The 21,985-nt window shown below is 69.3% G+C and carries 20 protein-coding genes and 3 pseudogenes; 6 read left to right on the top strand and 17 right to left on the bottom strand.

The features are described 5' to 3' along the window. The first annotated feature begins 18 nt into the window (after nucleotides 1-18). Nucleotides 19-582 (top strand): hypothetical protein, encoded by a 564-nt coding sequence (locus tag V1633_RS20990; RefSeq protein ID WP_331216067.1) that lies wholly within the window; start codon nucleotides 19-21, stop codon nucleotides 580-582. 419 nt (nucleotides 583-1,001) lie between these two features. Here the strand turns inward: V1633_RS20990 and V1633_RS20985 are convergent, their stop codons facing one another. The 3 genes from V1633_RS20985 to V1633_RS20975 all read right to left on the bottom strand — a co-directional run bounded on the left by V1633_RS20985 (nucleotide 1,002) and on the right by V1633_RS20975 (nucleotide 5,778). Beyond that, nucleotides 1,002-2,681 (bottom strand): hypothetical protein, encoded by a 1,680-nt coding sequence (locus V1633_RS20985; protein WP_331216066.1) that lies wholly within the window; start codon nucleotides 2,679-2,681, stop codon nucleotides 1,002-1,004. A gap of 11 nt (nucleotides 2,682-2,692) precedes the next feature. Further along, a complete protein-coding gene (locus V1633_RS20980; protein WP_331216065.1) occupies nucleotides 2,693-3,550 on the bottom strand; it encodes a bifunctional DNA primase/polymerase in 858 nt (285 codons plus the stop codon). 797 nt (nucleotides 3,551-4,347) lie between these two features. Further along, complete coding sequence (locus tag V1633_RS20975) at nucleotides 4,348-5,778, bottom strand: recombinase family protein (protein ID WP_331216064.1); 1,431 nt, start codon at nucleotides 5,776-5,778, stop codon at nucleotides 4,348-4,350. Nucleotides 5,779-5,827: 49 nt separating this feature from the next. Between V1633_RS20975 and V1633_RS20970 the strand changes: the two are divergent. The 4 genes and pseudogenes from V1633_RS20970 to V1633_RS20955 all read left to right on the top strand — a co-directional run. After that, nucleotides 5,828-6,460, top strand: a pseudogene (locus V1633_RS20970) (ATP-binding protein); the annotation flags it as partial. After that, entirely contained in the window at nucleotides 6,457-7,734 is a 1,278-nt protein-coding gene (locus tag V1633_RS20965) for a DNA-processing protein DprA (protein WP_407952068.1), read from the top strand. The pseudogene V1633_RS20970 and the gene V1633_RS20965, both read left to right, overlap by 4 nt. Before the next feature lie 34 nt (nucleotides 7,735-7,768). After that, nucleotides 7,769-8,713, top strand: a complete 945-nt coding sequence (locus V1633_RS20960; protein WP_331216212.1) for a tyrosine recombinase XerC — start codon at nucleotides 7,769-7,771, stop codon at nucleotides 8,711-8,713. A 49-nt stretch (nucleotides 8,714-8,762) separates the two neighbouring features. Further along, nucleotides 8,763-9,953, top strand: coding sequence for an aminotransferase class V-fold PLP-dependent enzyme (locus tag V1633_RS20955; protein ID WP_331216063.1), 1,191 nt, complete (start codon nucleotides 8,763-8,765; stop codon nucleotides 9,951-9,953). Between the two features lie 173 nt (nucleotides 9,954-10,126). Here V1633_RS20955 and V1633_RS20950 read toward each other — a convergent pair. Then, a pseudogene (locus V1633_RS20950) lies at nucleotides 10,127-10,786 on the bottom strand (M23 family metallopeptidase); the annotation flags it as partial. A gap of 222 nt (nucleotides 10,787-11,008) precedes the next feature. Here V1633_RS20950 and V1633_RS20945 point away from each other — a divergent pair. Then, entirely contained in the window at nucleotides 11,009-12,154 is a 1,146-nt protein-coding gene (locus V1633_RS20945; RefSeq protein WP_331216062.1) for a sulfite oxidase, read from the top strand. A gap of 100 nt (nucleotides 12,155-12,254) precedes the next feature. On the opposite strand, the gene V1633_RS20940 is transcribed toward V1633_RS20945, so the two are convergent. The 13 genes and pseudogenes from V1633_RS20940 to V1633_RS20880 all read right to left on the bottom strand — a co-directional run bounded on the left by V1633_RS20940 (nucleotide 12,255) and on the right by V1633_RS20880 (nucleotide 21,823). Next, on the bottom strand, nucleotides 12,255-12,578 hold the full coding sequence (locus tag V1633_RS20940) for a DUF2469 domain-containing protein (RefSeq protein WP_007075222.1): 324 nt from the start codon (nucleotides 12,576-12,578) through the stop codon (nucleotides 12,255-12,257). Then, a complete protein-coding gene (locus tag V1633_RS20935) occupies nucleotides 12,575-13,387 on the bottom strand; it encodes a ribonuclease HII (protein ID WP_331216061.1) in 813 nt (270 codons plus the stop codon). The genes V1633_RS20940 and V1633_RS20935 overlap by 4 nt, the downstream gene beginning before the upstream one ends. Then, nucleotides 13,381-13,848 carry an NUDIX hydrolase gene (locus V1633_RS20930; RefSeq protein WP_331216060.1) on the bottom strand — a complete coding sequence of 156 codons (468 nt, stop codon included), beginning with the start codon at nucleotides 13,846-13,848 and terminating at the stop codon, nucleotides 13,381-13,383. The genes V1633_RS20935 and V1633_RS20930 overlap by 7 nt, the downstream gene beginning before the upstream one ends. 83 nt (nucleotides 13,849-13,931) lie before the next feature. Continuing rightward, the gene (gene lepB / locus V1633_RS20925) at nucleotides 13,932-14,582 is read right to left on the bottom strand and encodes a signal peptidase I (protein ID WP_331216059.1); all 651 of its coding nucleotides are present in this window, start codon (nucleotides 14,580-14,582) and stop codon (nucleotides 13,932-13,934) included. Next, the gene (gene lepB / locus V1633_RS20920; RefSeq protein WP_331216058.1) at nucleotides 14,579-15,517 is read right to left on the bottom strand and encodes a signal peptidase I; all 939 of its coding nucleotides are present in this window, start codon (nucleotides 15,515-15,517) and stop codon (nucleotides 14,579-14,581) included. The genes lepB (V1633_RS20925) and lepB (V1633_RS20920) overlap by 4 nt, the downstream gene beginning before the upstream one ends. Before the next feature lie 199 nt (nucleotides 15,518-15,716). Then, nucleotides 15,717-16,073, bottom strand: a complete 357-nt coding sequence (gene rplS / locus V1633_RS20915) for a 50S ribosomal protein L19 (protein WP_331216057.1) — start codon at nucleotides 16,071-16,073, stop codon at nucleotides 15,717-15,719. Nucleotides 16,074-16,212: 139 nt separating this feature from the next. Continuing rightward, entirely contained in the window at nucleotides 16,213-16,989 is a 777-nt protein-coding gene (trmD, locus tag V1633_RS20910) for a tRNA (guanosine(37)-N1)-methyltransferase TrmD (RefSeq protein WP_331216056.1), read from the bottom strand. A 78-nt stretch (nucleotides 16,990-17,067) separates the two neighbouring features. Further along, nucleotides 17,068-17,639: pseudogene (gene rimM, locus V1633_RS20905) on the bottom strand (ribosome maturation factor RimM). A 9-nt stretch (nucleotides 17,640-17,648) separates the two neighbouring features. Next, nucleotides 17,649-17,909 (bottom strand): RNA-binding protein, encoded by a 261-nt coding sequence (locus V1633_RS20900; RefSeq protein WP_199853371.1) that lies wholly within the window; start codon nucleotides 17,907-17,909, stop codon nucleotides 17,649-17,651. Next, nucleotides 17,884-18,333, bottom strand: a complete 450-nt coding sequence (gene rpsP, locus V1633_RS20895) for a 30S ribosomal protein S16 (protein WP_331216055.1) — start codon at nucleotides 18,331-18,333, stop codon at nucleotides 17,884-17,886. Before rpsP ends, V1633_RS20900 begins: the two co-directional genes overlap by 26 nt. 444 nt (nucleotides 18,334-18,777) lie before the next feature. Next, nucleotides 18,778-19,644 (bottom strand): carbohydrate ABC transporter permease, encoded by an 867-nt coding sequence (locus tag V1633_RS20890; RefSeq protein WP_331216211.1) that lies wholly within the window; start codon nucleotides 19,642-19,644, stop codon nucleotides 18,778-18,780. Next, nucleotides 19,641-20,642 (bottom strand): carbohydrate ABC transporter permease, encoded by a 1,002-nt coding sequence (locus V1633_RS20885; RefSeq protein ID WP_331216054.1) that lies wholly within the window; start codon nucleotides 20,640-20,642, stop codon nucleotides 19,641-19,643. The genes V1633_RS20890 and V1633_RS20885 overlap by 4 nt, the downstream gene beginning before the upstream one ends. Next, complete coding sequence (locus tag V1633_RS20880; protein WP_331216053.1) at nucleotides 20,639-21,823, bottom strand: extracellular solute-binding protein; 1,185 nt, start codon at nucleotides 21,821-21,823, stop codon at nucleotides 20,639-20,641. The genes V1633_RS20885 and V1633_RS20880 overlap by 4 nt, the downstream gene beginning before the upstream one ends. Nucleotides 21,824-21,985 lie beyond the last annotated feature (162 nt).

The following is a 21,985-nucleotide window of genomic DNA, read 5'->3' as shown; positions in this document are numbered from 1 at the left end:
CGGCGCCATACTCGGCTCGTGACGATCGACTGGGCCAACGACATCGACTGGGGCGACGCCCCTGCCTGGTTCGCCTTCTTCATCTCGGTGGGAGCCGGGATCATTGCCCTGGTCGCCCTCGGCTACGCCAGGAAGTCGGCGGTGTCGTCGGAGATCTCGGCGAAGGCCACGGTGAGGCAGGCAGCCGCTGCCGAACGCCAGGTCGAACTAGCCGAGGCCGCAGCTGCGACGCAACCAGGGTCGCGGCAAGATCAACAGGACCAGCCAGGCACTCAAAGCGGGTCAACTCTGAGAGCCACGATTCCCAGACAGAAGGTCTCATACGTGGCGTGGTGGATCGAGCATCAGTCGAACGACGGCTACCTGCTGCGCAACATCGGGACGGGTACCGCCCGGAACGTCGAGATCGACGAGTCCCGGATCCGCTGCATGGTCAGGAGTGAGTTCCCGGTCGCCGAACTGCCGCCGAACGCGTCGACCAAGATGCTCCTCTCGACCTCGCTGGCCGCGCCCTCGAAGCCCGGCGAGCTGTGGGTGCGCTGGGATGGTCACCCGGAGTGGGTGGCCGTGCCGGTGCCGTGACCGTTGGTGCAGGACGTCTTCAACATCAGGTACGACGAGGCGTGGCTGATGTTCCAGCAGAAGCCGGGGCGGATCACGCGGCAGAACGCCACTCCAGGACCTGCACCTACGCGCCGGGCTCGTCGCCAGGCCAAGACCGAACGGTTGGGATACGAGGCGAAGGCCGAAAATACTCCGTGACGAGACAAAAGAAGCGCACCCGATCCCAGCGGGTCGGGTGCGCTTGAATGCGCATATTGCCGTGACGCGAACGGAACTTTGAGTACTTTAGGAACTTTGTTTGAGACACTTCTATAACTGGGTGTTCAGTAACTCAGTTACTCTATGTATTGATCCCGTTAGAAAACCTCTTCCCCACGGGGTTTCAAAATAAAGTTCCCAAAGTTCCTAAAGTTCCGTCTACGTTGGCTATTAACTAACTACATGTCCGGCTTTGGCCGGTATTGTTCCACCTGCCACAGGGTCTCTTTGTTCTCCTTCCCCCGCTTGACGACCCGGTAGCCACCGGCCCAGCGCCCAGCGCGGTTCGACAACCACTTGCCGAGCGACCGCCCCAGGGTCCGGATGTTGGTGGTCTTCTCCGCCTTGTGCGACAGGAGGTCCGGCAGCGCCTCCAGCGGAATCGGGCGGTCGGCCGATGTCCCGCTCGGCCAAGTTCCGGCCGACGATACACAGACCTTGTCGAGCAATTCGTGTCCGGTCCAGGTGCGCTCGCCGAAGACCTCGTGGATGGTCCGGAGGAAACTCGCCCAATCCTCGTCCTCCTGGCCGGCGCCCTCCGTCTGGTCCGTCACCGGGCTGTCAAAGGTGCCCTCGATGCCGGCGTGCGCCAGGATCGCGTTGACGGTCGCGACCCAGCGGCCGTACGAGTCCGTTGTTGTGGTCTTGACCTCCTGGCCTGTGACGTACCAGGACCGGATCATCACCAGCGCCGCGCGGATCAACTCCCCCCGCTGGTCCACCACCCAACGCTCGAACTCGGGGATGGCGAACTCCTCCGGACGGCGCAGGTGCGGGTTCGGGATTCCGGGATCGATCGTGGACCAGAGCGACCGACGCGGCAGGTCCCCGCCGAGGGCGACGTTATTGCCCGTGATCACCCATAGTCGGTTGTTCGCCGTCATGGCCAGCTTCATCGCACCGAGCGTCCGGTCATCCCACACGTTGCTGCTCAGCAGACCTGCCAGGGCGCTGGACCGCAACAATCCCGTGACGTTGTCGATGTGGATGATCGGGCTGGTCGTGCAGGTCAGGATCGTCGTGATCTGCTTCCGCAGCTCCGCGTCGTTCTCCGGCATCTCCGACCGGAACACCCCGCCGTGCACGCTGCGCAGCGCCGTCGCGAGATAGGTCTTGCCGCTACCCGGCTGGTGCGCGTTGATCACCACCAGCTTGTACGGCGGTGGGACCAGCGGTCGCAGGAACGGCGTGATCAGCGCCCCGATGTAGTTCGCCCGGTCGTGCTCCGTGACGAACCGGAACCCCGACAGCATGAACGAGATCAGTTCGACCGCATTCCAAAGATCATCCGCCGTAGGCTGACTCGGGATCGGGCGAAGGGACAGCCCCGGCGTCGGCAGGTACAGGAACTGGGTGGCCGGGTCGTACCCCGGCGAGTCCAGTACCGAGCCGTCCCGTCGCATGACCGGCGTATGGACAACGTCCCGCAACGGCCGAAGGTTCGGAAGGTGGTGCGGCGCGCTGATCACGGTCTGTGCGGCCTGAAGCGGGAACATGGCCTCGCGCGTCTCCCACCTGGCGTCTTCGCCACGTCCAACCCGAACCTGCTTGGTCACCTGGTAGGTGAACTGGACCTCCGCGGCTAGCCTGTCCTTGTCGATGCTCCGGATCTGGGCGACCCCGTCGCTGTCCTCCTCGCCGTCCGTCAGCGCGATGTAACCCGCCTCCCCCTCCCGAGGGGTGTAGACGATCTGCTCACTCCGCCGGAAGAACCCGGCCAGCTTGCCCCGCCCGATCTCGTCCTTGAGCCACCGGGTTGCCTCGGCGGTGTTCGTGCAGTCGACCAGCCTTGCCGCAGTCGAGCCGTTTGGCTCGGATGCCGACGCCCCCAGGTCTTCAAATGTCAGGTCGTTTGCCATCACGTTGTCGGTCACGCGTTGCCCCCGCTGATCAGTCCGGCGGACCAGCCGGATGTAAACGTTGCCTCGAAGCTGTCCGGTCCGTCGTCCTCGATCAGCCGGTTCTGCAAGCACGCCTGGTACAGCGCGTCCCGTGCCTCGTTCTCGCCCAGTACGCCCTGTGCCGCGATCAACCCCACCTTGAACGCGGCCCGGTTGAGCTGATCGTTCCGGCCGCCCTGTGTAACGCCGGCCAGCTCGTTCGCGATGGACCGCATGAGTCGGATCGCCGCGCCGCTATTCGTGATCACCGGCATCCTGGGCTTATCGCGCTCGCGGGGTGTGACCAGTTCCAAGAGCCAGTCCGGTGTTTCCATCGGCGGCGACTCATCCAGAACCGGTCGGCCCGGTGCGTCCGGTGCGACCACCTGGCCGTGCCAACCCCGGACGTCCAGCCCGGCGCCCAGCGAACCCGGATGCCCCGGCCGCGACGTATCGTTGGCGATCTTCCGTCCACCCGCCGGGTACTGGAAGTACCAGTGCTGCCCCAGGCTCGGGGTCTGTACGCGGAAGGTCCTCGGTACCTGCCTCACGCCGTGCCGGTGAAACAAATCCCGCAGCGTGGTGAATCCGTTGCACCACTTCACGTCGATGTCCAGAACCCAGATGCCGGACTCCGGGCCGGTCATGACCCCGACCTCGTACGGCGTCCGCCCGTGAAGGAACCAAGTCATGAGCTGATCCCGGTCAGTCGTTGCCCGGCCCGGCCAGTTCTTGATCGCCGGTCGCTTCGTGTCCGGGATCAGCGGGATGGCGTACCAGCCGAGTTCCGAACAGATCCAGGCTCGCGCCGCTGGCGAGATTCCGCTGGAATAGCGCACGGTGGTCATCGTCCGACCTCCGGGCTACCGAATTCCAGCTGCATCGAATTTGCAACGGATGTTGATTTTGGTACGATTACTTTACGCAGCACGACGACGCCTCCTCGTTGTTCCCGCTGCGGCATCGGTGGTCCCGTCCGTTTCACTCAGCGGTGCTTGCGGACGGGGCTTCCTAATTCCCGGGCAGCCCAATAGAACGGCCAGTCGGGCCGTCATCAACTCGTCCGTGATTTCTTCCGGGATTCCCTGAGCACGCCGCTCCACGCGACCCTGCGACTTCGCCGCCGACGTAATTCGGGCAGCCTCGTCGGGGTTCATGCCCGCACCCCTGCCCCCACCCGTGGTGGACGACCAGGGCGGGTCCCCGTGTACTTCTTCGCGAGAACCGCCGGGGTGAACAGCTCCTCCAGCGGCACGCCGAGAGCTTCGGGGAGACGTTCGCGAACGCGAGGTGAGGGGGCGCAGCGGCCGTTCAGCGCGTTCTTGAGATGACTTACTGGAACGTCGATTTCTCTCGCGACTTCGACGATCATGTGTCCCGACTCTGCGATGATCTCGCGGCCGGGCTGCGTTCCTAAACGCATAATGGCTCCAAGAAAACCCTTAAGGTTTTCGCTGGAGCCACATCTTCCGTCTTACGTGGCGCAGTAGCGCGTCCGGACGGGCTTCGGACTCAGGTCATAAGTCGAAACGACTCTGCCTAGGTTAGGAACGGAGGGGTAATGCCGCTCCAGGTAATCAGCGGTGCTAACAACAAATATAACCGGACTGATCATTCGGTGCAACCGAGACGCCACCCCGTTCGATCAGCCGGGCTTCCGCCATTTGATTCGGACCCGGGTTGGGTCGAACCGGTTCAGTCCCCGGATCGCCGGACCGATCGTCACGCGCTCCACGAGGGCACCGAGGAACAGCCGCCGCCACTCTAGCCCGCGCTCCTCCCACATCTCGCGTGCGCGAGCCTCTGAGGTCGGGAGGTTCCGGATCGCGGACTTGGCCCGGGTTCGGGTCAGCCTGTCACGAGTTTTGTCGATCTCCGTCTCCAACGCCGCAGCCAGCCGGCGGTACCGGGCCTCGGGCATGCGCTCGTGGACGTAGAAGTCCTCCTCCAGCTTCTCCAGACGCCGCTGGTAGTTCACCAACTCCTGCCACAGTTCGGCCTCCTGAGTGCCTTCTGAGGCGTCTGGAGCTACGGCGGCGGCCAGGTGGACGAACTCCGACAGGTAGTCGAAGGCGGCCTCCCGGACGTACAGCTCCAGCGGCTCGGCGATCATCCGCAGGTGCGACCGCCCGATCGTCGCGCAGACGTACGACCGCTGGTGATCCGACTGTGGCCGGGCGATCAGCTTGTCGCCGCAGCCGGGGACGCCGCAGTACAGGAACCCGGTCAGCAAGTATTTCCGCGCCGAGTTGCCGTCGTACGTCGCCCGAGCTGGATCGCCCAGCAGCTCCCGGAGCCGGTCCGATTCCTCGGGCTCGATGATCTTGTCCCACTCCGCTGTGGCCACGATCACGCCCTTGTGCTCTCGGCGACCGGAGATCCGCGCCGACATCAAGATCCGGCGCAGCACGTGCTTCGTCCAGAGTGCACCGGTGACGGTCCTGATCCCCTTGTCGTTCCACTCGCGGCACATGCCGGTGACCGTCGCGAGGCCATCCAGGATTCGGTGGGCAGCGTCGCGGATCAGCTCGGCTTCCAACTCCCGGACGGTTTTCCGGTCGGCCTCGTACCCGAACGGCCGCGTGCCGCCACCGGAGATCAGACCCCTCTCGGCACGCTGACGCGCTTCCCGAGAAACCCGTTCGGCGATGTCCTCGGACTCACCTGCGTCGTTCGCGGCGAGGATGCGGGCGATCCGGCGTCCGGCCGAGGTGTTCAGGTCGAACGACGGCGACCGGACGTAGACGAACTCGATGCCGTGGTCCACGGCCAGGTCGATTAGGTCCTCGTGCTCGCGTGGCCGGCGGGTCAGTCGTCCCGAGGTATACGCCGCGATGACCTCGAACTCACCCGAGCGGGCGTCCGCCAGCATCCGCTTGTAGTCCGGCCGGACCTTGCGGGACTTGGTGCTGGCGCTGATGTCGTTGTCGACGTAGTCCGCGACGAACTCCAGGTTCAGCCGCTCCCCCAACGTGTCCAAATCCTCGTCCTGACGCTGGACGCCCAGCTCACGGCCCTCCCGGTCGTCCGAGATTCGCCGATACTTGGCGGCACGCCTGCGTGGTTTCTCCGTCATCTAGCCCCTATCTCGAATCTGACTCATGTTACATAAGGCTACTGTGGACCACCGGGGCGTGCTGTTCCTGGACGAAACCCCCGAGTTCCAGCGGGGCACGTTGGAGGCGCTGCGCCAACCGTTGGAGAGCGGGCGGATCCTGCTGAACCGGTCCCGGGGAGGCACGGAGTATCCGGCCCAGGTCCAACTGATCGTCGCGGCGAACCCGTGCCCGTGCGCGAAGCCCGCCGGAGATGTCGCGTGCGAGTGCCCGCCGCTGACCCGGCGTCGTTATCTGGCCCGGCTCTCCGGACCGTTGCTGGACCGGATCGACGTACAGGTGACGCTGGATCCGTTACGCGCCGCCGAGCTGATGGACAACGGCCGGACCGTCGAGTCGTCGACGGTGGTCGCCGCGCGGGTCGGCCGGGCCCGGGCCGCTGCCGCCGCCCGCTGGGCCGACGGCGGTTGGCGGGTCAACGCCGAGGTGCCGGGTCCACACCTGCGGCGTACGCCGTGGCGACTGCCCGCCCGCGACACCCAGGCGCTCCGGAAGCTCCTGGACTGCGGCGTCCTGTCCGCCCGCGGCTTCGACCGGGTCATCCGGATCGCCTGGACCATCGCGGACCTGGACGGTCGGGATCGGCCGGACGCCGCCGACATCAACGAGGCCACCCAGCTACGGACCGGGAGCGCAGGATGACCGAGTCGATCACACCAGTCCCTCCGGGACCGTCGGTGCCCCGACCCACCGCCGACACCGGCGGAACGAGCCGCAGTGTGGCCGGGATGGACGAGATCAGGTTGGCCAGGATCGCGCTGACCTGGCTGGTCGAGCCGGGCAACCGTGCGGTGTTCCGACTGGTCGGACAATTCGGCCCGGTCGACGCCCTTCGCCGGCTGTGCGCCGGGGATGTCACCGACCAACGCTTGCGGACGACGGTCGCGGCCCGCCTCGCCGCCGGCGACCCGTGGCAGGTCGCGGGTACGGCTGCCGAGGTCACCGAGCGGCTCGGCGCCCGGCTGGTGACCCCGGAGGACAACGAGTGGCCGGCGCAGGTGGGACACCTCGAGCGGCTCACGCTGGCACACGCCGAGCGTCGGGTGGACCAGGAGACGGCACCACCGCTCTGCCTGTGGGTTCGCGGTGGCTGGGACCTCGGCGAGGCTCTGGAGCGCTCGGTGGCGGTGGTCGGGTCCCGGGCCGCCACCGCGTACGGGCAGCACGTCGCCACCGGAATCGGGTACGGCCTCGCCGACCGGGGTTGGACCGTGGTCTCCGGCGGAGCCTTCGGCGTCGACGCCGCGGCACACCGTGGGGCGCTCAACGCCGGTGGCCGCACCGTGGCGGTGCTCGCCTGCGGTGTCGACCGTCCCTATCCGGTCGGCAACACCGCGTTGTTCGACCGGATCGCCGAGGCGGGGCTGCTGATCAGCGAGTGGCTGCCCGGGGCGGACCCGCTACGGCCCCGTTTCCTGATCCGCAACCGGGTCATCGCCGCCGCCACCGCCGGGACCGTACTGGTCGAGGCGGCGGCGCGCAGCGGTGCCACCCAGACCCTGCGCCGGGCACTGGCCCTGAACCGACCGTCGATGGTGGTACCGGGGCCGGTCACCTCCGCCATGTCCGTCGGCGCGCACGAACTGCTCCGGGAGCATCCCAGCGCCCGCCTGGTGACCGGCGTACCGCACATTCTCGAGGAGGTGGGACGGATCGGCGCCGACCTGGCGCCACCGGCCCGTGGGCCGGCCCGGCCCGAGGACGACCTTGACGACGAGTCGGTACTGGTCCTGGAGTCGGCGCCGCGCCGGGGCGCGCTGGGGCCGGAGGTGCTCGCCGCCCGGGCCGGGCTCGACCTGCGCACCGCGCTGCGGAAACTGTCCATGCTGGAACAGCTCGGTCTGCTCGTCCGACGCGACGACGGGTACGCCCTACCGGAGCCCGGTAGGCGTCCCGCACCCGGTGTGCCGGGTTGACGTTCCTGCCGTCGGGGGCCACCGTGCTTGGGTGATGAGTCGCGCGGAACGCCGCAGCACCCGGGCCCGCCACGAGGCTCTGCCGCCGCCACTCCAGGAGGCTGTTGACGAGTTCGCCGAGCACCTCGCCCGGGTGGAGAACCGGTCGGCGCACACGGTACGCGCCTACGTCTCGGACGTGGTGTCGCTGCTCGACCACGCGGTCCGGATGGGCTGCGTCGACCCGCACGCACTGGACCTCGCCGTGCTGCGCAGTTGGTTGGCCCGACTGCGTACCCTCGGCGCCGCCCCCGCCTCGCTGGCCCGTCGGGCAGCCTCGGCGCGTACCTTCACCGGTTGGGCGCACCGGACGGGGCGTTCGGACGCCGATGTCGGCGCGATGCTGGCGAGCCCCCGGGCCCGTCGGGAGCTGCCCACCGTGCTCCGCGCCGACCAGGCGAGCCAACTGGTCGAGGCCCCCGTCGACGACGGCTCCCCGGAGGCGGTACGGGACCGCCTCGTCCTCGAACTGCTCTACGCCACCGGTATCCGGGTCAGCGAACTGTGTGGCCTCGACCTGGGCGACATCGACCCGGCGCGTCGCGTGGTCCGGGTCCTGGGCAAGGGTGACCGGGAGCGCACGGTGCCCTACGGACTGCCGGCGCAGCGTGCCCTCGACGACTGGCTCCGGAACGGCCGACCGGCACTGGCCGGTCCGGCGAGTGCGGCGGCGCTGCTGCTCGGCGCCCGTGGCGGCCGGCTCCAGGCGACGGTTGTCCGGCGGATGATCCGCCGCTACGCCCAGATCGCCAACCTGCCCCGGACCAGCCCGCACGGTTTGCGGCACACTGCCGCGACCCACCTGCTCGAGGGCGGTGCGGACCTGCGGGCGGTCCAGGAACTGCTCGGGCACGCCTCGTTGTCGAGCACCCAGATCTACACCCACGTGTCGACGGAACGGCTCCGCGCCGCCTACCGGCAGGCACATCCACGGGCCTGACCAGGCTTGCGGCACTCCGCCGGGCCCGGCCGGCGGTTAGGATCATGCGGTGAGCACGACCGGGCCGCAGCCGCCCGAACCGATTCCGGGCGCCCGACTCCTGTTCTCGCTGGACCCGGGCGTCGCCCAGCTCAACCACGGCTCGTACGGTGCGGTCCCGATCGGGGTCCAGCGGGTCCAGCAGCGGCTCCGGGACGAGACCGAGGCGAACCCGATGCGGTTCTTCAACCTCGGACTGATGGACCGGATCGTCCACGCCCGCCGCCACCTGGCTGGTTTCCTCGGTGCCGACCCGGAGGGCACTGCCCTGGTTCCCAACGCCACCGCCGGTGCGGCCATCGTGCTGCAGTCGCTGCGCCTCGGACCGGGTGACGAAGTGCTCTGCACCGACCACGGCTACGGCTCGGTCGCCCTCTCGATCGATCGGGAGGTCCGCCGCACCGGGGCGGTCCGCCGCACCCTCACGGTGCCGTTGCACGCCACCGACGAGGAGGTCGTGGAGATCGTCCGGGCCGGCCTGCGGCCGGGGCGTACGAAGCTGCTCGTCGTCGACCACATCACCTCGTCCACCGCCCGGCTGTTCCCCGCCTCGGCGATCACCGCCACGGCCCGGGAACGTGACGTGCCCGTCCTGGTCGACGCCGCGCACACCCCCGGCATGCTGCCGATCAGCGTCGACACGATCGGGGCGGACTTCTGGGTGGGCAACTTCCACAAGTGGGGATTCGCCCCGCGGGGCACCGCCGCGCTGGTGGTGGCACCGCGGTGGCGGCGACGGATCGAGCCGTTGGCGGTCTCCTGGCAGCAGGACGCCGGTTTTCCACTGTCCGTCGAGTGGCAGGGGACGCTGGACTACAGTGCCTGGCTCGCCGCCCCGGTGGGGGTCTTCACGCTCCGTACCCTCGGGGTCGAGCGCGTCCGGGCCCACAACGCACAACTCGCCGCGTACGGGCAGTGGGTGGTCGGGCAGGCTCTCGGGGTGGCCCCGGCCGACCTGCCCGACCCCGGCGGACCGATGGTCTCGATGCGCCTCCTCCCGCTGCCGGCCGGGCTGGCGACCACGTTTCCGGACGCCATGACGCTGCGACAGCGGATCGCCGAGGAACTCGGCGTGGACGTCGCGATCAACGCGTGGGACGACCGGGGCTGGCTCCGGCTCTCCGGGCAGATCTACAACCGGGCGGAGGAGTACCAGCGACTGGCCGACGGGCTGCCCGCCCTGCTCGCCCGGCAGCGCTGACGCCCGTCCGGGCAGTCAGCCCGAGACCGGGCCGAGCGGTCAGCCCGAGACCGAGCCGAGGCGGCGGACCGGCGCCGGGCCGAGACCAGGTTGAGCAGCCGGCCTGAGGTCCGACGAGGCGCCCGACCGAACCGAGCAGTCAGCTCGGGACCCGATCGGGGCCGGGCCGGGTGGTCCACCGGAAGCAGCCGGACCCGACCGAGCCCGAGCAGCAGGAGCGGGTCCAGGTACTCCTCGCCACGGCGCAGCCCCCAGTGCAGGCAGGACGCTGCGGCCGGGCATCCGTCGTGCCCGGACAGGAGGATCCCGAGCGGATCCCCGGCCGCGACCCGGTCACCGGCCGTGACATCAGGTCGCACCGGCTCGTACGTGGTCCGCAACCCACTCGGATGACGGACGCTGACCACCGGACGACCGGCGACCATCCCGGCGAAGAGCACCACACCCGCCCCTGCCGCCCGCACCGTGGCGCCCGACGGCGCGGCGAGATCGACACCCCGGTGCCCACGGGCCCACGGTCGAGGTGGCGGGTCAAACCGGCGTACCAGCCGGGGTGGCCCGTCCAGCGGCCAGCGAAAGGCGTCGGCCGGGGCGCGACGGACCGGTGGCCCGTCCAGCGGCCCGGGCGCACCCCGGGCCGGCCGGCCGACCTCGGACATGGCCGGGGCGGCCCCGCCGACGGCAGGAACCGCCCGAGCCGGTTCGACGGGCGCCGGCACGACCAACAGCACGGCGACCAGTACCGCCGGTGACAACGCGGCCGACAACGTCGCGACCGGGGACGGGGGCGACAGCAGCGACGCGGCGACCCGACCGCGTGTTCTCCCTCTCATGGTCGTGCAGCGTCGTCCGGCCCACCTGGTGCCGCAACCGGGTCGGCCCGTGGCTGTGTACAACCGACCCGGCTGTGGAAAACGCCCGCGAAGGCCGATGATCTGTTATGTCCGCTCCGGTCGTGGTACCGCGCGGACCGGCAACCGACTGGCCGCAAAGCTCGCCTAGGCTGGACCTCCGACCCGGGGACCGATCCCGTGGCCACGCCGTAAGGAGCGTTGATGACCGCACTGGACGAGGTGAGTCGGCCCGGTCGCGTGGCCGAGCCGGACGAGGCCATCAGCCTTGAGGAACTCGCCCTCGCCGCGCGTAACCACGCACTGCCGCTGGAGGCGCTGCGCTACGACGTCACCCCGGTCGGTCTGCACTACCTGCTCATCCACTACGACATCCCGGACCTGGACGCCGACCGGCACACGCTGACCATCGACGGCCGGGTGGAACGGCCCCTGACCCTCGACCTCGCCGCGTTGCGCGAGCGGCCCCGGGTCACCCGACGGGTCACCCTGGAGTGTGCCGGCAACGGGCGGGCGCTGCTCACCCCTCGGCCGGTCAGCCAGCCGTGGCTCAGTGAGGCGGTGGGCACCGCCGAATGGACCGGCACCCCGCTGGCTCCGCTGCTCCGCGAGGCCGGGGTGGGGCCGGACGCGGTCGACGTCGTGTTCACCGGGGCCGATCACGGCATCGAACGCGGCATCGAGCAGGACTACCAGCGGGGCCTGCCGGTCTCGGAGGCGCTCCGCGACGAGGTGCTGCTGGCGTACGAGATGAACGGCGTCCCGTTGCTGCCGCAGCACGGCGCGCCGCTGCGGTTGGTGGTTCCCGGCTGGTACGGCATGGCGCATGTCAAGTGGTTGACCCGGATCAGCGTGCTCGACCGGGAGTTCGACGGTTACCAGAACGCGGTGGCCTACCGGGTCCGCACCGATGCCGACGACCCGGGGGTGCCGGTGACCCGGATCGAGCCCCGCGCACTGCTCCAACCGCCCGGCTTCCCCGACTTCATGTCACGTACCCGGGTGGTCCGGCCGGGACCCTGCACTGTGGAGGGCCGTGCCTGGTCGGGCCACGCTCCGGTGACCGGGGTCGAGGTGACCACCGACGGTGGTGCCACCTGGGTTCCGGCCGAGTTGGCACCGGCACGACCGGGCCAGGCCGCGGCCTCAGGGGAGGCGGAGGCGGTCGATGACCGCTGGGCGTGGCGCCGCTGGCGGTACGAGTGGACGGCGACGCCGGGTCGGTACACCCTCAGCGCACGGGCCACCGATGCCTCGGGGCGGGTTCAGCCGATCGAACAGCCGTGGAACCGGGGCGGTTTCGCGAACAATCTCGTCCAGCGGGTCGAGGTGCTGGTCGCCGCGGAGTAGGAGTCGGATCGGGCCCGGGCAGCCGGGTCCGACCGTCCCCCGCCCGGACCGTCCGGCGCAGTACGAGACGCCGGTCGGGCCGGCCGGCGTTGTCGGCCGGTCAGCCGCCGAAGCCAGAATCAGCGGGAAGCGAAATATCAGGCTTTTCGAGCTCTTCGACGTTGACGTCCTTGAAGGTCATTACCCGGACATTCTTCACAAAGCGCGCTGGACGATACATGTCCCAGACCCAGGCGTCGTGCATCTCCACCTCGAAGTAGACCTCTCCGTCGGAGTTGCGCACGTGCAGATCAACCTGGTTCGCGAGATAGAACCTGCGCTCGGTCTCCACCACGTAGGAGAACTGGCGAACGATGTCGCGGTACTCCCGATAGAGCTGCAGCTCCATCTCGGTCTCGTACTTCTCGAGATCTTCCGCGCTCATCCCACTCCGCCTTCCATGGCCACATCTTCCCCCACCGACGCTGACGGCCGAGGCCGCTCGCCCAACGCCACGCCGACGGTACTCCCTAGCTGGCCGGCCCGCGCCATCGACTCGATTCCGCCGAGCCCGGCCGGACGTCGGGTCCGGGGCGGATGACCGATCCGCCCCGAGACAGTGGCGACATTGACGTACGAGAAGCGGTGTTCCGGACAGGGCCCCTGGCGCTCCAGCGCGGCCGTGTGCTCGGCGGTGATGTATCCCTTGTGTTCGGCGAATCCGTATCCGGGGTGCCGATCGTCCAGTTCGACCATGATCCGGTCCCGGGTGACCTTGGCCAGTACGCTCGCCGCCGCGACGCAGGCGGCGACCTGGTCGCCCTTCCAGACGGCGAGCCCGGGCACGCCGAGACCGTCGACCCCGAAGCCGTCGGTCAGCACGTACTCCGGAGCCGTCGAGAGCGAGGCCAGCGCCCGACGCATGGCCGCCAGGTTGCAGACGTGCAGGCCCCGTAGATCCACCTCGGCCGCCGGGATGATCACCACGGCGTAGGCGAGGGCCCGCTCGACCACCTCCGCGTAGATCCGCTCCCGGGCCGCCGGGGTGAGCAGCTTGGAATCGGTCAGCCCGTCGATCTCGCCGCGTCGGCCCTCCGGCAGGACTGCCGCCGCGGCCACCAGCGGCCCCGCGCAGGCGCCCCGGCCCGCCTCGTCGGCGCCGGCGACGTACCGGAAGCCGCGCCGTCGCAGCGCGCGTTCCATCGCGTAGATGCCGCCCTCGCGGCGGACCACCGTACGGGGTGGGGTCAGCACGCCTTCTCACCCTCCAACGCCCGGCGTAGCACTTCGGGCAGTTCCTTCGGATAGAACCGCTCGGTCGTCGCCGCCAGCTCCGCCATCGTCCACCACCGGTGGGCGTCGATCGTGTCCTGCTCGATCGCGTCGAAGCCGGCCGTGTCCACCTCCCACGGACCGGTCCGGACCAGGAAGAACTGCTGCTCCTGGCGGTACCACCGGCCGTCGAAGGGGAACTCCGTCACCTCCTGCCAGACGGGCTCGCCGACCTCGTCCGGCGAGACCCGCAAGCCGGTCTCCTCGGCGAGTTCCCGAACCGCCGCCGCCTGCGGGGACTCGTCCGGATCCAGGCCGCCGCCCGGGGTGAACCAGTAACGGTGTTCCGGTCGCGCCGGATCCCAGCCGTGGAACAGCAGGAGCCGGTCCTCGCCGTCGACCAGCAGCACCCGGGCGGCCCGGCGAGGGGTGAAGACGGTCATTCGGCCAGCCTAGTCCGGCCCGGGCGGCGCACGCTCCCCACGGCGCGGCGCACCGGGCCACCGGTCGAAGCGGTACCCGTCGGTCAGCCCTTGGCGTCCGGGATGGCGTCGTAGGACTCCGGCACCGACAACCAGCTGGCACGACCGACCGGCCAGAAGACGGTGAAGGCCCGACCCACCACGGCATCCTCCGGGATGGTGGCGATGTCGATGTTGCGCTGGCTCTGCTGCCAGTGTTCCAGCGAGTCGCCGGAGGCCGAGCGGTGGTCGCCCATCACCCACAGCCGGCCCGGTGGCACGGTGATGTCGAACTCCGTGTCCGCCGCCGGGTCCTGCACGCCACCCGGGTCGCGGAAGATGTACGGCTCGTCGAGCGCCTGGCCGTTGATCATCAGTCGGTCCTGGTCGTCACAGCAGACCAGCCGGTCGCCGCCGACCCCGATCACCCGCTTGATGAAGTCCTCGCCCTCCGGATTCCCGGTCCACTGGGTCGGGGCCTTGAACACCACGATCTCGCCCCGGTGCGGTGACCGGAAGTCGTAGACCAGCTTGTTGACGAGCACCCGGTCGTCGATGTCGAGGGTGTGCTCCATCGACGGGGACGGGATCCAGAAGGTCTGCAGCACGAACGCGCGGACCAGCACCGCGACCAGGATCGCCACGCCCAGCAGGATGGGCAGCTCCCGCCAGAACGAACCGCGTGGCTTCGGCTTGTCGGTCTGCTCGTCAATCACGGATGGAGCCTACGATGCCGGGTCCCGGGAGTACGCCGGGAACGCGAGGTAACAAGCAGAGAGCCCAGAATTGGCATGGCAATTGCCGTATCTCCCATGTTGGGGGCGGTTTGCGGTGGGCCGTCGCGGTGCCCGCCGCCCGTACCGGGTGCCCCACCCGGTGGCTGCGGGGTGGCGGGGGCGGCGACCGGCGTGGGCAGGTTCTTGAACGTATCCGGCACCGGCAGGGAGGTCCAGTGAGCCATCGGCCACACGATCACGAACGCCCGGCCGATCACGTTGTCGATCGGCACCGGCCCCTGACAACGGGCGTCCTGCGACACCAGTCGGTGGTCACCCATCACGAACAACTGGCCGGGGGGCACCACCACCTCGTCGAACCGGCGGGACCGGCACTCGTCGCGGTTCGGCGGAATGTCCAGTGGGGAGTTCTCCAGCACGTACGGCTCGTCGAGCGGGGCGCCGTTCACCGTGACCCGACCCTGGTCGTCGCAGCACCGCACCCGGTCACCGGGCAGCCCGACGACCCGCTTGATGAAGTCCTTGTCGCCCGGGCGACTCACCCCGACCAGGTCCCCGATGGTCCGGCCGAGTTTCGCGACGAACCCCGGCTCCGGCTCAGCGCTGAGCTGCGGGGCCCACTCCGCGGTGCCCCGGAAGACCACGATCTCGCCGCGCACCGGATCCCGCAGGTCGTACACGATCTTGTTGACCAGGACCCGGTCGCCGATCAGCAGGGTGTCCTCCATGGACCCCGAGGGGATGAAGAACGCCTGGAGCAGGAAGGTGCGGATCAGGACGGCGAGACAGAAGGCCACCACGAGAAGTAGCGGCAGCTCCTGCCAGAGCGGCATCTGCTTCCGGGTGCGACGCGATCGCCGGGGCCGACGACGCCATGGTTCGACGTCGTCCTCTTCGTCCACCCTACGCACCACGCATCTCCCCGATCCCGAGACACCGCGTCATCACCGCATCATCTCCGGTGATGACGCACCGCGAGCGGTAGCGCGGGGGTGTACCGCGACCCCGACGGAGCCAGGTTCGCGGTACCGCTGTTGCCCGTGCGGCCAGCGTAGTCGGCGTGGCCCGGGACGGCACCCCTCGATCGTCGTCGGCGTGGTCGGCCGGGTCAGCTCAGCTGGCCCGCTTCTCCCGCTTCTCCTTGATCTTGGCCTTCTTGCCGCGCAGCTCGCGGAGGTAGTAGAGCTTGGCCCGGCGGACGTCACCGCGGACCATGACCTCGATGCGGTCGAGCTGGGGGCTGTTGAGCGGGTAGGTCCGCTCCACGCCGACGCCGAAGCTGATCTTGCGAACGGAGAAGGTCTCCCGGAGGCCCGCGCCCTGGCGACGGATCACGACGCCCTCGAAGACCTGGACCCGGGACCGGTTGCCCTCGACGACCCGGGCGTGCACCTTCACGGTGTCACCGGCCCGGAAGTCCGGGAGGTCGGTCCGCTGCGACTGGGCGTCAAGGGCGTCCAGGGTGTTCATCGCTGCATCCTCGAAGGCTCACGGCGCACCGAGCATCGGCGCGCGGATGGGTGATTCTGATCCCCGCGGCAGGCCCGGAACGGGCCCTGGCGGGGATCCTCGCAGCCGTACGCGGGCGCGGACGACTGCGGCAACCCCACTACTCTGCCATATAGTCAACCGAGGGTTGAAATCCGGTCCCGGCCAGCGTCGCCACATCCTTTTTGTCCAGCTCGCCTGGGGCCAGCGCGGCGAGCATGTCAGGGCGGCGGGCGGCCGTCCGCAGCAGCGCCTGGTCCCGCCGCCAACGGGCGATCCGGCCGTGGTCGCCGGAGCGCAGGATCTCCGGCACCTCGTGCCCGCGCCAGCTCGGCGGCTTGGTGTAGACCGGCGCCTCCAGCAACCCGTGCGCGTGCGACTCCTCCGCGAGCGAGTCGACGTTACCCAGCACCCCCGGCAGCAGCCGGGTGACCGCCTCCATGATCACCAGAACCGCGACCTCGCCGCCGAAGAGCACGTAGTCGCCGAGCGAGACCTCCGTCACCGGCATCCGGGTGGCGGCGTGGTCGAGCACCCGCTGGTCGATCCCCTCGTACCGCCCGCAGGCGAAGACCAGGCGGGACTCGGCCGCCAGCTCGTGCGCCATCGCCTGGGTGAACGGGGCCCCGACCGGCGTCGGCACCACCAGACGGGGCGGCGGTTCGGCACCCGGGGGCGCCAGCGCGTCCAGCGCCTCCCCCCACGGCTCGGGCCGCATCACCATGCCGGGCCCGCCACCGTACGGGGTGTCGTCGACCGTACGGTGCACGTCGTGGGTCCAGGTCCGCAGGTCGTGCACGGCGACATCGAGTACGCCGGTCGCCCGGGCCCGCCCGATCAGGGACAGCTCCAGCGGAGCGAGATACTCCGGGAAGATCGAGACCACGTCGACCCGCATGTGAGGAAGGGCCCCCTCTTATCGCTTTTCGTATAGGAAGGGGCCCCTGTTAACACCCCATCCGGGTCGGGCGACACCTCAGAGGTCGAGCAGCCCCGCGGGCGGGTCGACGATCACCCGACCGGCGGCCAGGTCCACCTCGGGAACGATCGCCTTCACGAACGGGATCAGTGCGGTACGCCCCTCGGGGCGGCGCACCACCAGCAGGTCGGAGGCGGGCGCGTGGTCGATCCGGGCCACCTCGCCGAGCACCTCACCGGCGGGTGTGACCACGGAGAGTCCGACCAGTTGATGATCGTTGAACTCGTCCGGGTCCTCCGGCGCCGGCAGCTGCGCGCTGTCGACCCAGAGCATGGTGCCGCGCAGCGCCTCGGCCACGTTCCGGTCGTAGACGCCGTCGAAGGCGACCAGCAGCCGACCCTGGTGCCACCGGGCCGCCTCGATGGTGAGCTGTTCGGGCACCCGGACCAGTTCGCCGTCCGCCGTCACCGGCGGGGCGTTGACGGACCCCGCCCGGGGGGGGGGGGGGGGGGGGCCCCCCCCCCCCCCCCCCCGCCGAACCGCGCTTCGGGATCGTCGGTCCGCACTTCCACGGTCACCTCACCACGGATGCCGTGCGGACGACCGATCCGGCCGACGATCAGGAGCATCGTCACCGGTCAGTACGAGTCGACGATGTCGACCCGGACGCCACGCCCACCGATGGAGCCGATGACCTGGCGCAGTGCCTTCGCGGTCCGACCGGACCGGCCGATCACCGTACCCAGGTCCTCCGGGTGCACTCGGACCTCCAGGCGCTTGCCCCGGCGAGAGTCGACCATCCGGACCCGTACGTCGTCCGGGTGGTCGACGATGCCCTTGACCAGGTGCTCGAGCGCCGGCCGGAGAGCCACGTCAGGCCTGCTCGCCGGAGTCCGCACCGGCCTGCTCCTCGGTCTTCGCGGGCGCCTCGGCGGGTGCCGCCTTGGCCGCCTTCTTCGCCGGCTTGGCCGCCTCGGCCAGTCCGGCCGCCGCCCGCGCCTCAGCCTCGTAGGCCGCCTTGCGGTCGGCCCGCTCCGGAGCCACCAGCAGCGGCGGCGGGGCCGGCAGGCCCTTGAACTTCTGCCAGTCGCCGGTCTTCTCCAGCAGCCGCTGGACGGCCTCGCTCGGCTGGGCGCCGACGGAGAGCCAGTACTGCACCCGGTCCGACTTGACCTCGATCACCGAAGGGTCTTCCTTCGGCTGGTAGATCCCGACGAACTCGATCGCCCGACCATCACGCTTGGTACGCGAGTCGGCGACGACGATACGGTATTGCGGGTTGCGGATCTTACCCATCCGCAGGAGCCGGATCTTTACGGCCACAGTGTGTTCGCTCCTGTTGCGATGTCCACCGGCCCGGAAACGGGCGGTGCGCGGGTGAGAGCCGACCGGCACAGTGGGGTTTGGGCCGGAGACTGCTCGATGGACTGGCGACACGCCCGGGGTAGAGGGCGCCGGACGTGCGCCGGATACCAGCGACCCATTGTGCCAGACCCGGCCCGGGTACCTCGCACCGGTCGGCGAAAAAGCCGACCCCGCCCACCCGGGACGATCACGGCGGTCGTGGACACGGCCGGTCGGCGATCAACCGGCCGCCGCGCGCGTGACGGCGTCCCACGCGATCATGGCACCCCGGGACGCCACGGCCGGCCCCCGCGAGACGATCGATCGGGGCCCCGGGGTCCGGACCGGCACTGCCCGGTCCCGCACCCCGAAGCCCCGATCACGCCATTTCCGCCTGATCCGCCGTGGTCGTACGGCTGCCGCTCACCCCTTGACGGCACCCTGCAGGCCACCGACGATCTGCTTCTCGGCGAAGGTGAAGAAGAGCAGTGCCGGCAGCATCGCCAGGGACGTGAAGGCGAGGATCCCCGCCGTGTCGGAGGTGTACTGGCTCGAGAAGTTCTGGACACCCAGCGGCAGGGTGTGCAGGCTGACGTCGCTGAGCACGAGCAGCGGCAGCAGGAACGCGTTCCAGCTCGCCACGAACGCGAGGATCCCGACCGTGACGAGCGCGGGCCTCGACAGCGGCAGCACGATGAGCCAGAGGAAGCCGAGCCGGCCCGTGCCGTCGATCGCGGCCGCGTCCTCCAGTTCACGCGGGATGGCGGCGAGGAAGGGGCGCAGGATCACGATCGTGAGCGGCAACGCGAACGCGACCTGCGGCAGGATCACCGCCAGGTAGGAGTTGGTCAGGTTCAGGTCGCGCAGCATGAGGTAGAGCGGCAGGATCGCCGCCCCGGCCGGGAAGAGCAGACCGAGGGTGAAGAAGGTGTAGAGCGCCTCACGACCGCGGAAGGTGTAGCGGGCGAGCACGAACGCCGCGCAGACACCGAGCACCACCACGGCGAGGGTGGTACCCAGGGAGATCACCGCGCTGTTGAACGCCTGTCCCCAGAAGTCGCTCTGCGTCAGCACCCTGGCGTAGTTGTCCAGGACCCACGGGTCGGGCAGCCCGGCCGGGTTCGCGACGATCTGCGGGGTGGTACGGAAGCCGCCGACGATCACGTAGACCACCGGAGCGATCGACACGGCCGCGACCGCGAGCGCCAGCGCGTAGGTGAGCGGATTGCCCCAGGACACCGGGCGGCGCTTGGACGGCGGGGACAGAACAGCGTTCGCGGCCACGGTCAGTTCACCCTTCTGGTGATGGCGCCCTGGATGTCGCGACGCAGGAGGAAACGCTGGAACAGCAGCGCCGCGACGAAGGAGATGACGAACAGGATCACGGCCACCGCGTTGCCGTAGCCCCAGAGCCGGGCGAAGAAGCCGCTGTCCACCATGTACGTCGCCATCGTGGCCGACGCGCCGAGCGACCGCACGGCGGGTACCGAGGTCACCCAGATCACGTCGAAGACCTGCAGGGAGCCGATTATCGACAGGAACATCCAGATCCGGATCGTCGGACCGAGCAGCGGGAGCGTGATGTGCCGCTGGACCTGCCACCAGCTCGCGCCGTCAATCGCGGCGGCCTCGGTCAGCTCGTGCGGCACGTTCGACAGGCCGGCGAGCAGGAGGATGATCGCGAAGCCGACGTACTTCCAGGTGAGGACGAACAGCAGGGTCCAGATGACGATGTCGAGGTCGGCGAGCCACGCCTGCACCAGGCTGCCCAGTCCCACTGACCGCAGCAGCGCGTCGACCGTCCCGCCGTCGGTCAGGATCAGCTTCCACATGATGCCGACGGTGACCTCGGCGAGCACGTAGGGCACGAACACCAGCAGGCGGAAGACGGTCCGGCCGCGGAAACGACGGTTGAGCAGCAGGGCCACGGCCAGCGCGATGGGTCCCTGGATCAGCAGCGACCCGACCACGACGATGGCGTTGTTGCGCAGCGCGTCGAGGAAGATCGGGTCCTCGAAGGCGAGGACGTAGTTGTCGAGGCCGACAAAATCGGTGGGCGGTCCGACGCCACGCCAACGGAACAGACTGTAGTAGACCGCGAAGCCCATCGGCACCAGCACGAACATCACGTAGACGATGACCGCCGGCGTGGTCAGCCCGATGATCTCGTACCACTTGCGTCGGTTGTCGGCCCCCCGTGAGGACGGCCGCCGGCGGGTGGGCCGGTCGCCCGCCGGCGGCGCGGAGGCGCCGCCGGCGGGGTTCAGGGTTGGGTTGATGGATGTCACTTTCGTGCGGCCGCCTTCATAGCCTCGACGACCTGCTCCGGCGAGCCGGTGCCGGCGAAGATGGCGACGACCGCGTTGTTCATCGCGGTGCCGACGGTGCTGCCGAAGGCGGTGTCCAACCAGAGCTGCAGGTAGGTCGCGCTGGAGGTGGCCTCCAGGATGGACTTGAGGGCCGGGTCGGAGACCCCACTCTCCGCACCCTTGGCCACGGGCAGGCCGGTGCCGGTCTCGGCATAGCCCTTCTGCACCTCGGGGCTCACGATGTACTTGAGGAACTCGACGCACTCGGCGGGGGCGTTCTTGGCACAGGAGAACCCGTCACCGCCGCCGAGAGCCGCCTTCGGGTCACCCGCCGAGCCGGTGATCGCCGGTACCGGGAACCAGCCGAGGAACTTGGCGAGGGCGCCCTTGTCCTCCGCGACGGTCTCCAGGGTGCCCTTGTTCCACTCGCCCATCAGCTCCATCGCGGCCTTGCCGTTGGCGAGCAGGCCGTTGGCGCTGGTCGGGTCGTTCTGGCCCGGGGTGGCGATGAAGTTGGGCTGGAACGGCTCGGTGTCGATGAACGCCTTCAGGTCGGTGCCGGCCTTCACGAAGCACGGGTCGTCGAAGACCCTGTCGAGGGACGCCTTCTTCAGCGTGTCCACCGAGCAGGCCCGCAGCGCGAAGTTGTACCACCAGTGCGCGGCCGGCCACTTGTCACCGGCGCCGACGGCGATCGGCACAACGTTGATCGCCTTGAGCTTGGTGACGGCCGCGTTGAGCTCATCGAACGTGGTCGGCGGAGCGGCGATGCCCGCCTGCGCGAACATGTCCTTGTTGTACCAGATGCCCTCGATGCCCATCCGGAACGGCAGGCCGTACTGCTTGCCGTCCACCTTCCAGATCTCGGCGGCGCTGCCGATGTTGGCAACCTCCGCCTGGACCTGACCGGTGATGTCCTTGAGGTAGTCGGCCTCGACCTGCTCCCGGATCTCGCCGCCGCCCCACGACTGGAAGATGTCCGGCGGGTCGCTGGTCAGAAGCGCGGCGGGGAGCCGGGTGCGCTGGAGCTGATTGGTCTCGATCCCCTCGATCTCAATCGTGACGGTCGGATGGAGGGCGGAGAAGTCCTTGGCGACCTTCTCCCAGTAAACCTTGCCGGGCCCGTCCTGGGAGGCGTTGTGCCACCAGGTCAGGGTCACCGGGTTCTTGTAGAGCTCATCCTCATTGGGCGCTTCGCTTTCACCGCCGCTACATCCGGCAGCAAGGAGTGCGCTGGTCGTAAGCAGCGCTAGGACTGTGCCCGCGCGGCGCTTCATCGCCATCGATTGTCTCCTCGACTAGTCAGTCGCGGTACTCAGCTT

It is taken from the genome of Plantactinospora sonchi (genome assembly GCF_036422035.1).
GTDB classification, from domain to species: Bacteria; Actinomycetota; Actinomycetes; order Mycobacteriales; family Micromonosporaceae; genus Plantactinospora; species Plantactinospora sonchi.
The sequence above is the reverse complement of the archived record's forward strand: the minus strand, read 5'-3'. Positions and strand labels throughout refer to the sequence as shown.

Bases quoted from the DNA above. Each gene is read 5' to 3' on its own strand.
- V1633_RS20930 (WP_331216060.1), bottom strand. From the start codon at position 13,848: ATGACCGTCTTCACCCCTCGCCGGGCCGCCCGGGTGCTGCTGGTCGAC.
- V1633_RS20965 (WP_407952068.1), top strand. From the start codon at position 6,457: ATGACCGAGTCGATCACACCAGTCCCTCCGGGACCGTCGGTGCCCCGA.
- V1633_RS20940 (WP_007075222.1), bottom strand. From the start codon at position 12,578: ATGAGCGCGGAAGATCTCGAGAAGTACGAGACCGAGATGGAGCTGCAG.
- V1633_RS20980 (WP_331216065.1), bottom strand. From the start codon at position 3,550: ATGACCACCGTGCGCTATTCCAGCGGAATCTCGCCAGCGGCGCGAGCC.
- V1633_RS20945 (WP_331216062.1), top strand. From the start codon at position 11,009: ATGACCGCACTGGACGAGGTGAGTCGGCCCGGTCGCGTGGCCGAGCCG.
- V1633_RS20960 (WP_331216212.1), top strand. From the start codon at position 7,769: ATGAGTCGCGCGGAACGCCGCAGCACCCGGGCCCGCCACGAGGCTCTG.
- rplS (WP_331216057.1), bottom strand. From the start codon at position 16,073: ATGAACACCCTGGACGCCCTTGACGCCCAGTCGCAGCGGACCGACCTC.
- V1633_RS20985 (WP_331216066.1), bottom strand. From the start codon at position 2,681: ATGGCAAACGACCTGACATTTGAAGACCTGGGGGCGTCGGCATCCGAG.
- V1633_RS20975 (WP_331216064.1), bottom strand. From the start codon at position 5,778: ATGACGGAGAAACCACGCAGGCGTGCCGCCAAGTATCGGCGAATCTCG.
- trmD (WP_331216056.1), bottom strand. From the start codon at position 16,989: ATGCGGGTCGACGTGGTCTCGATCTTCCCGGAGTATCTCGCTCCGCTG.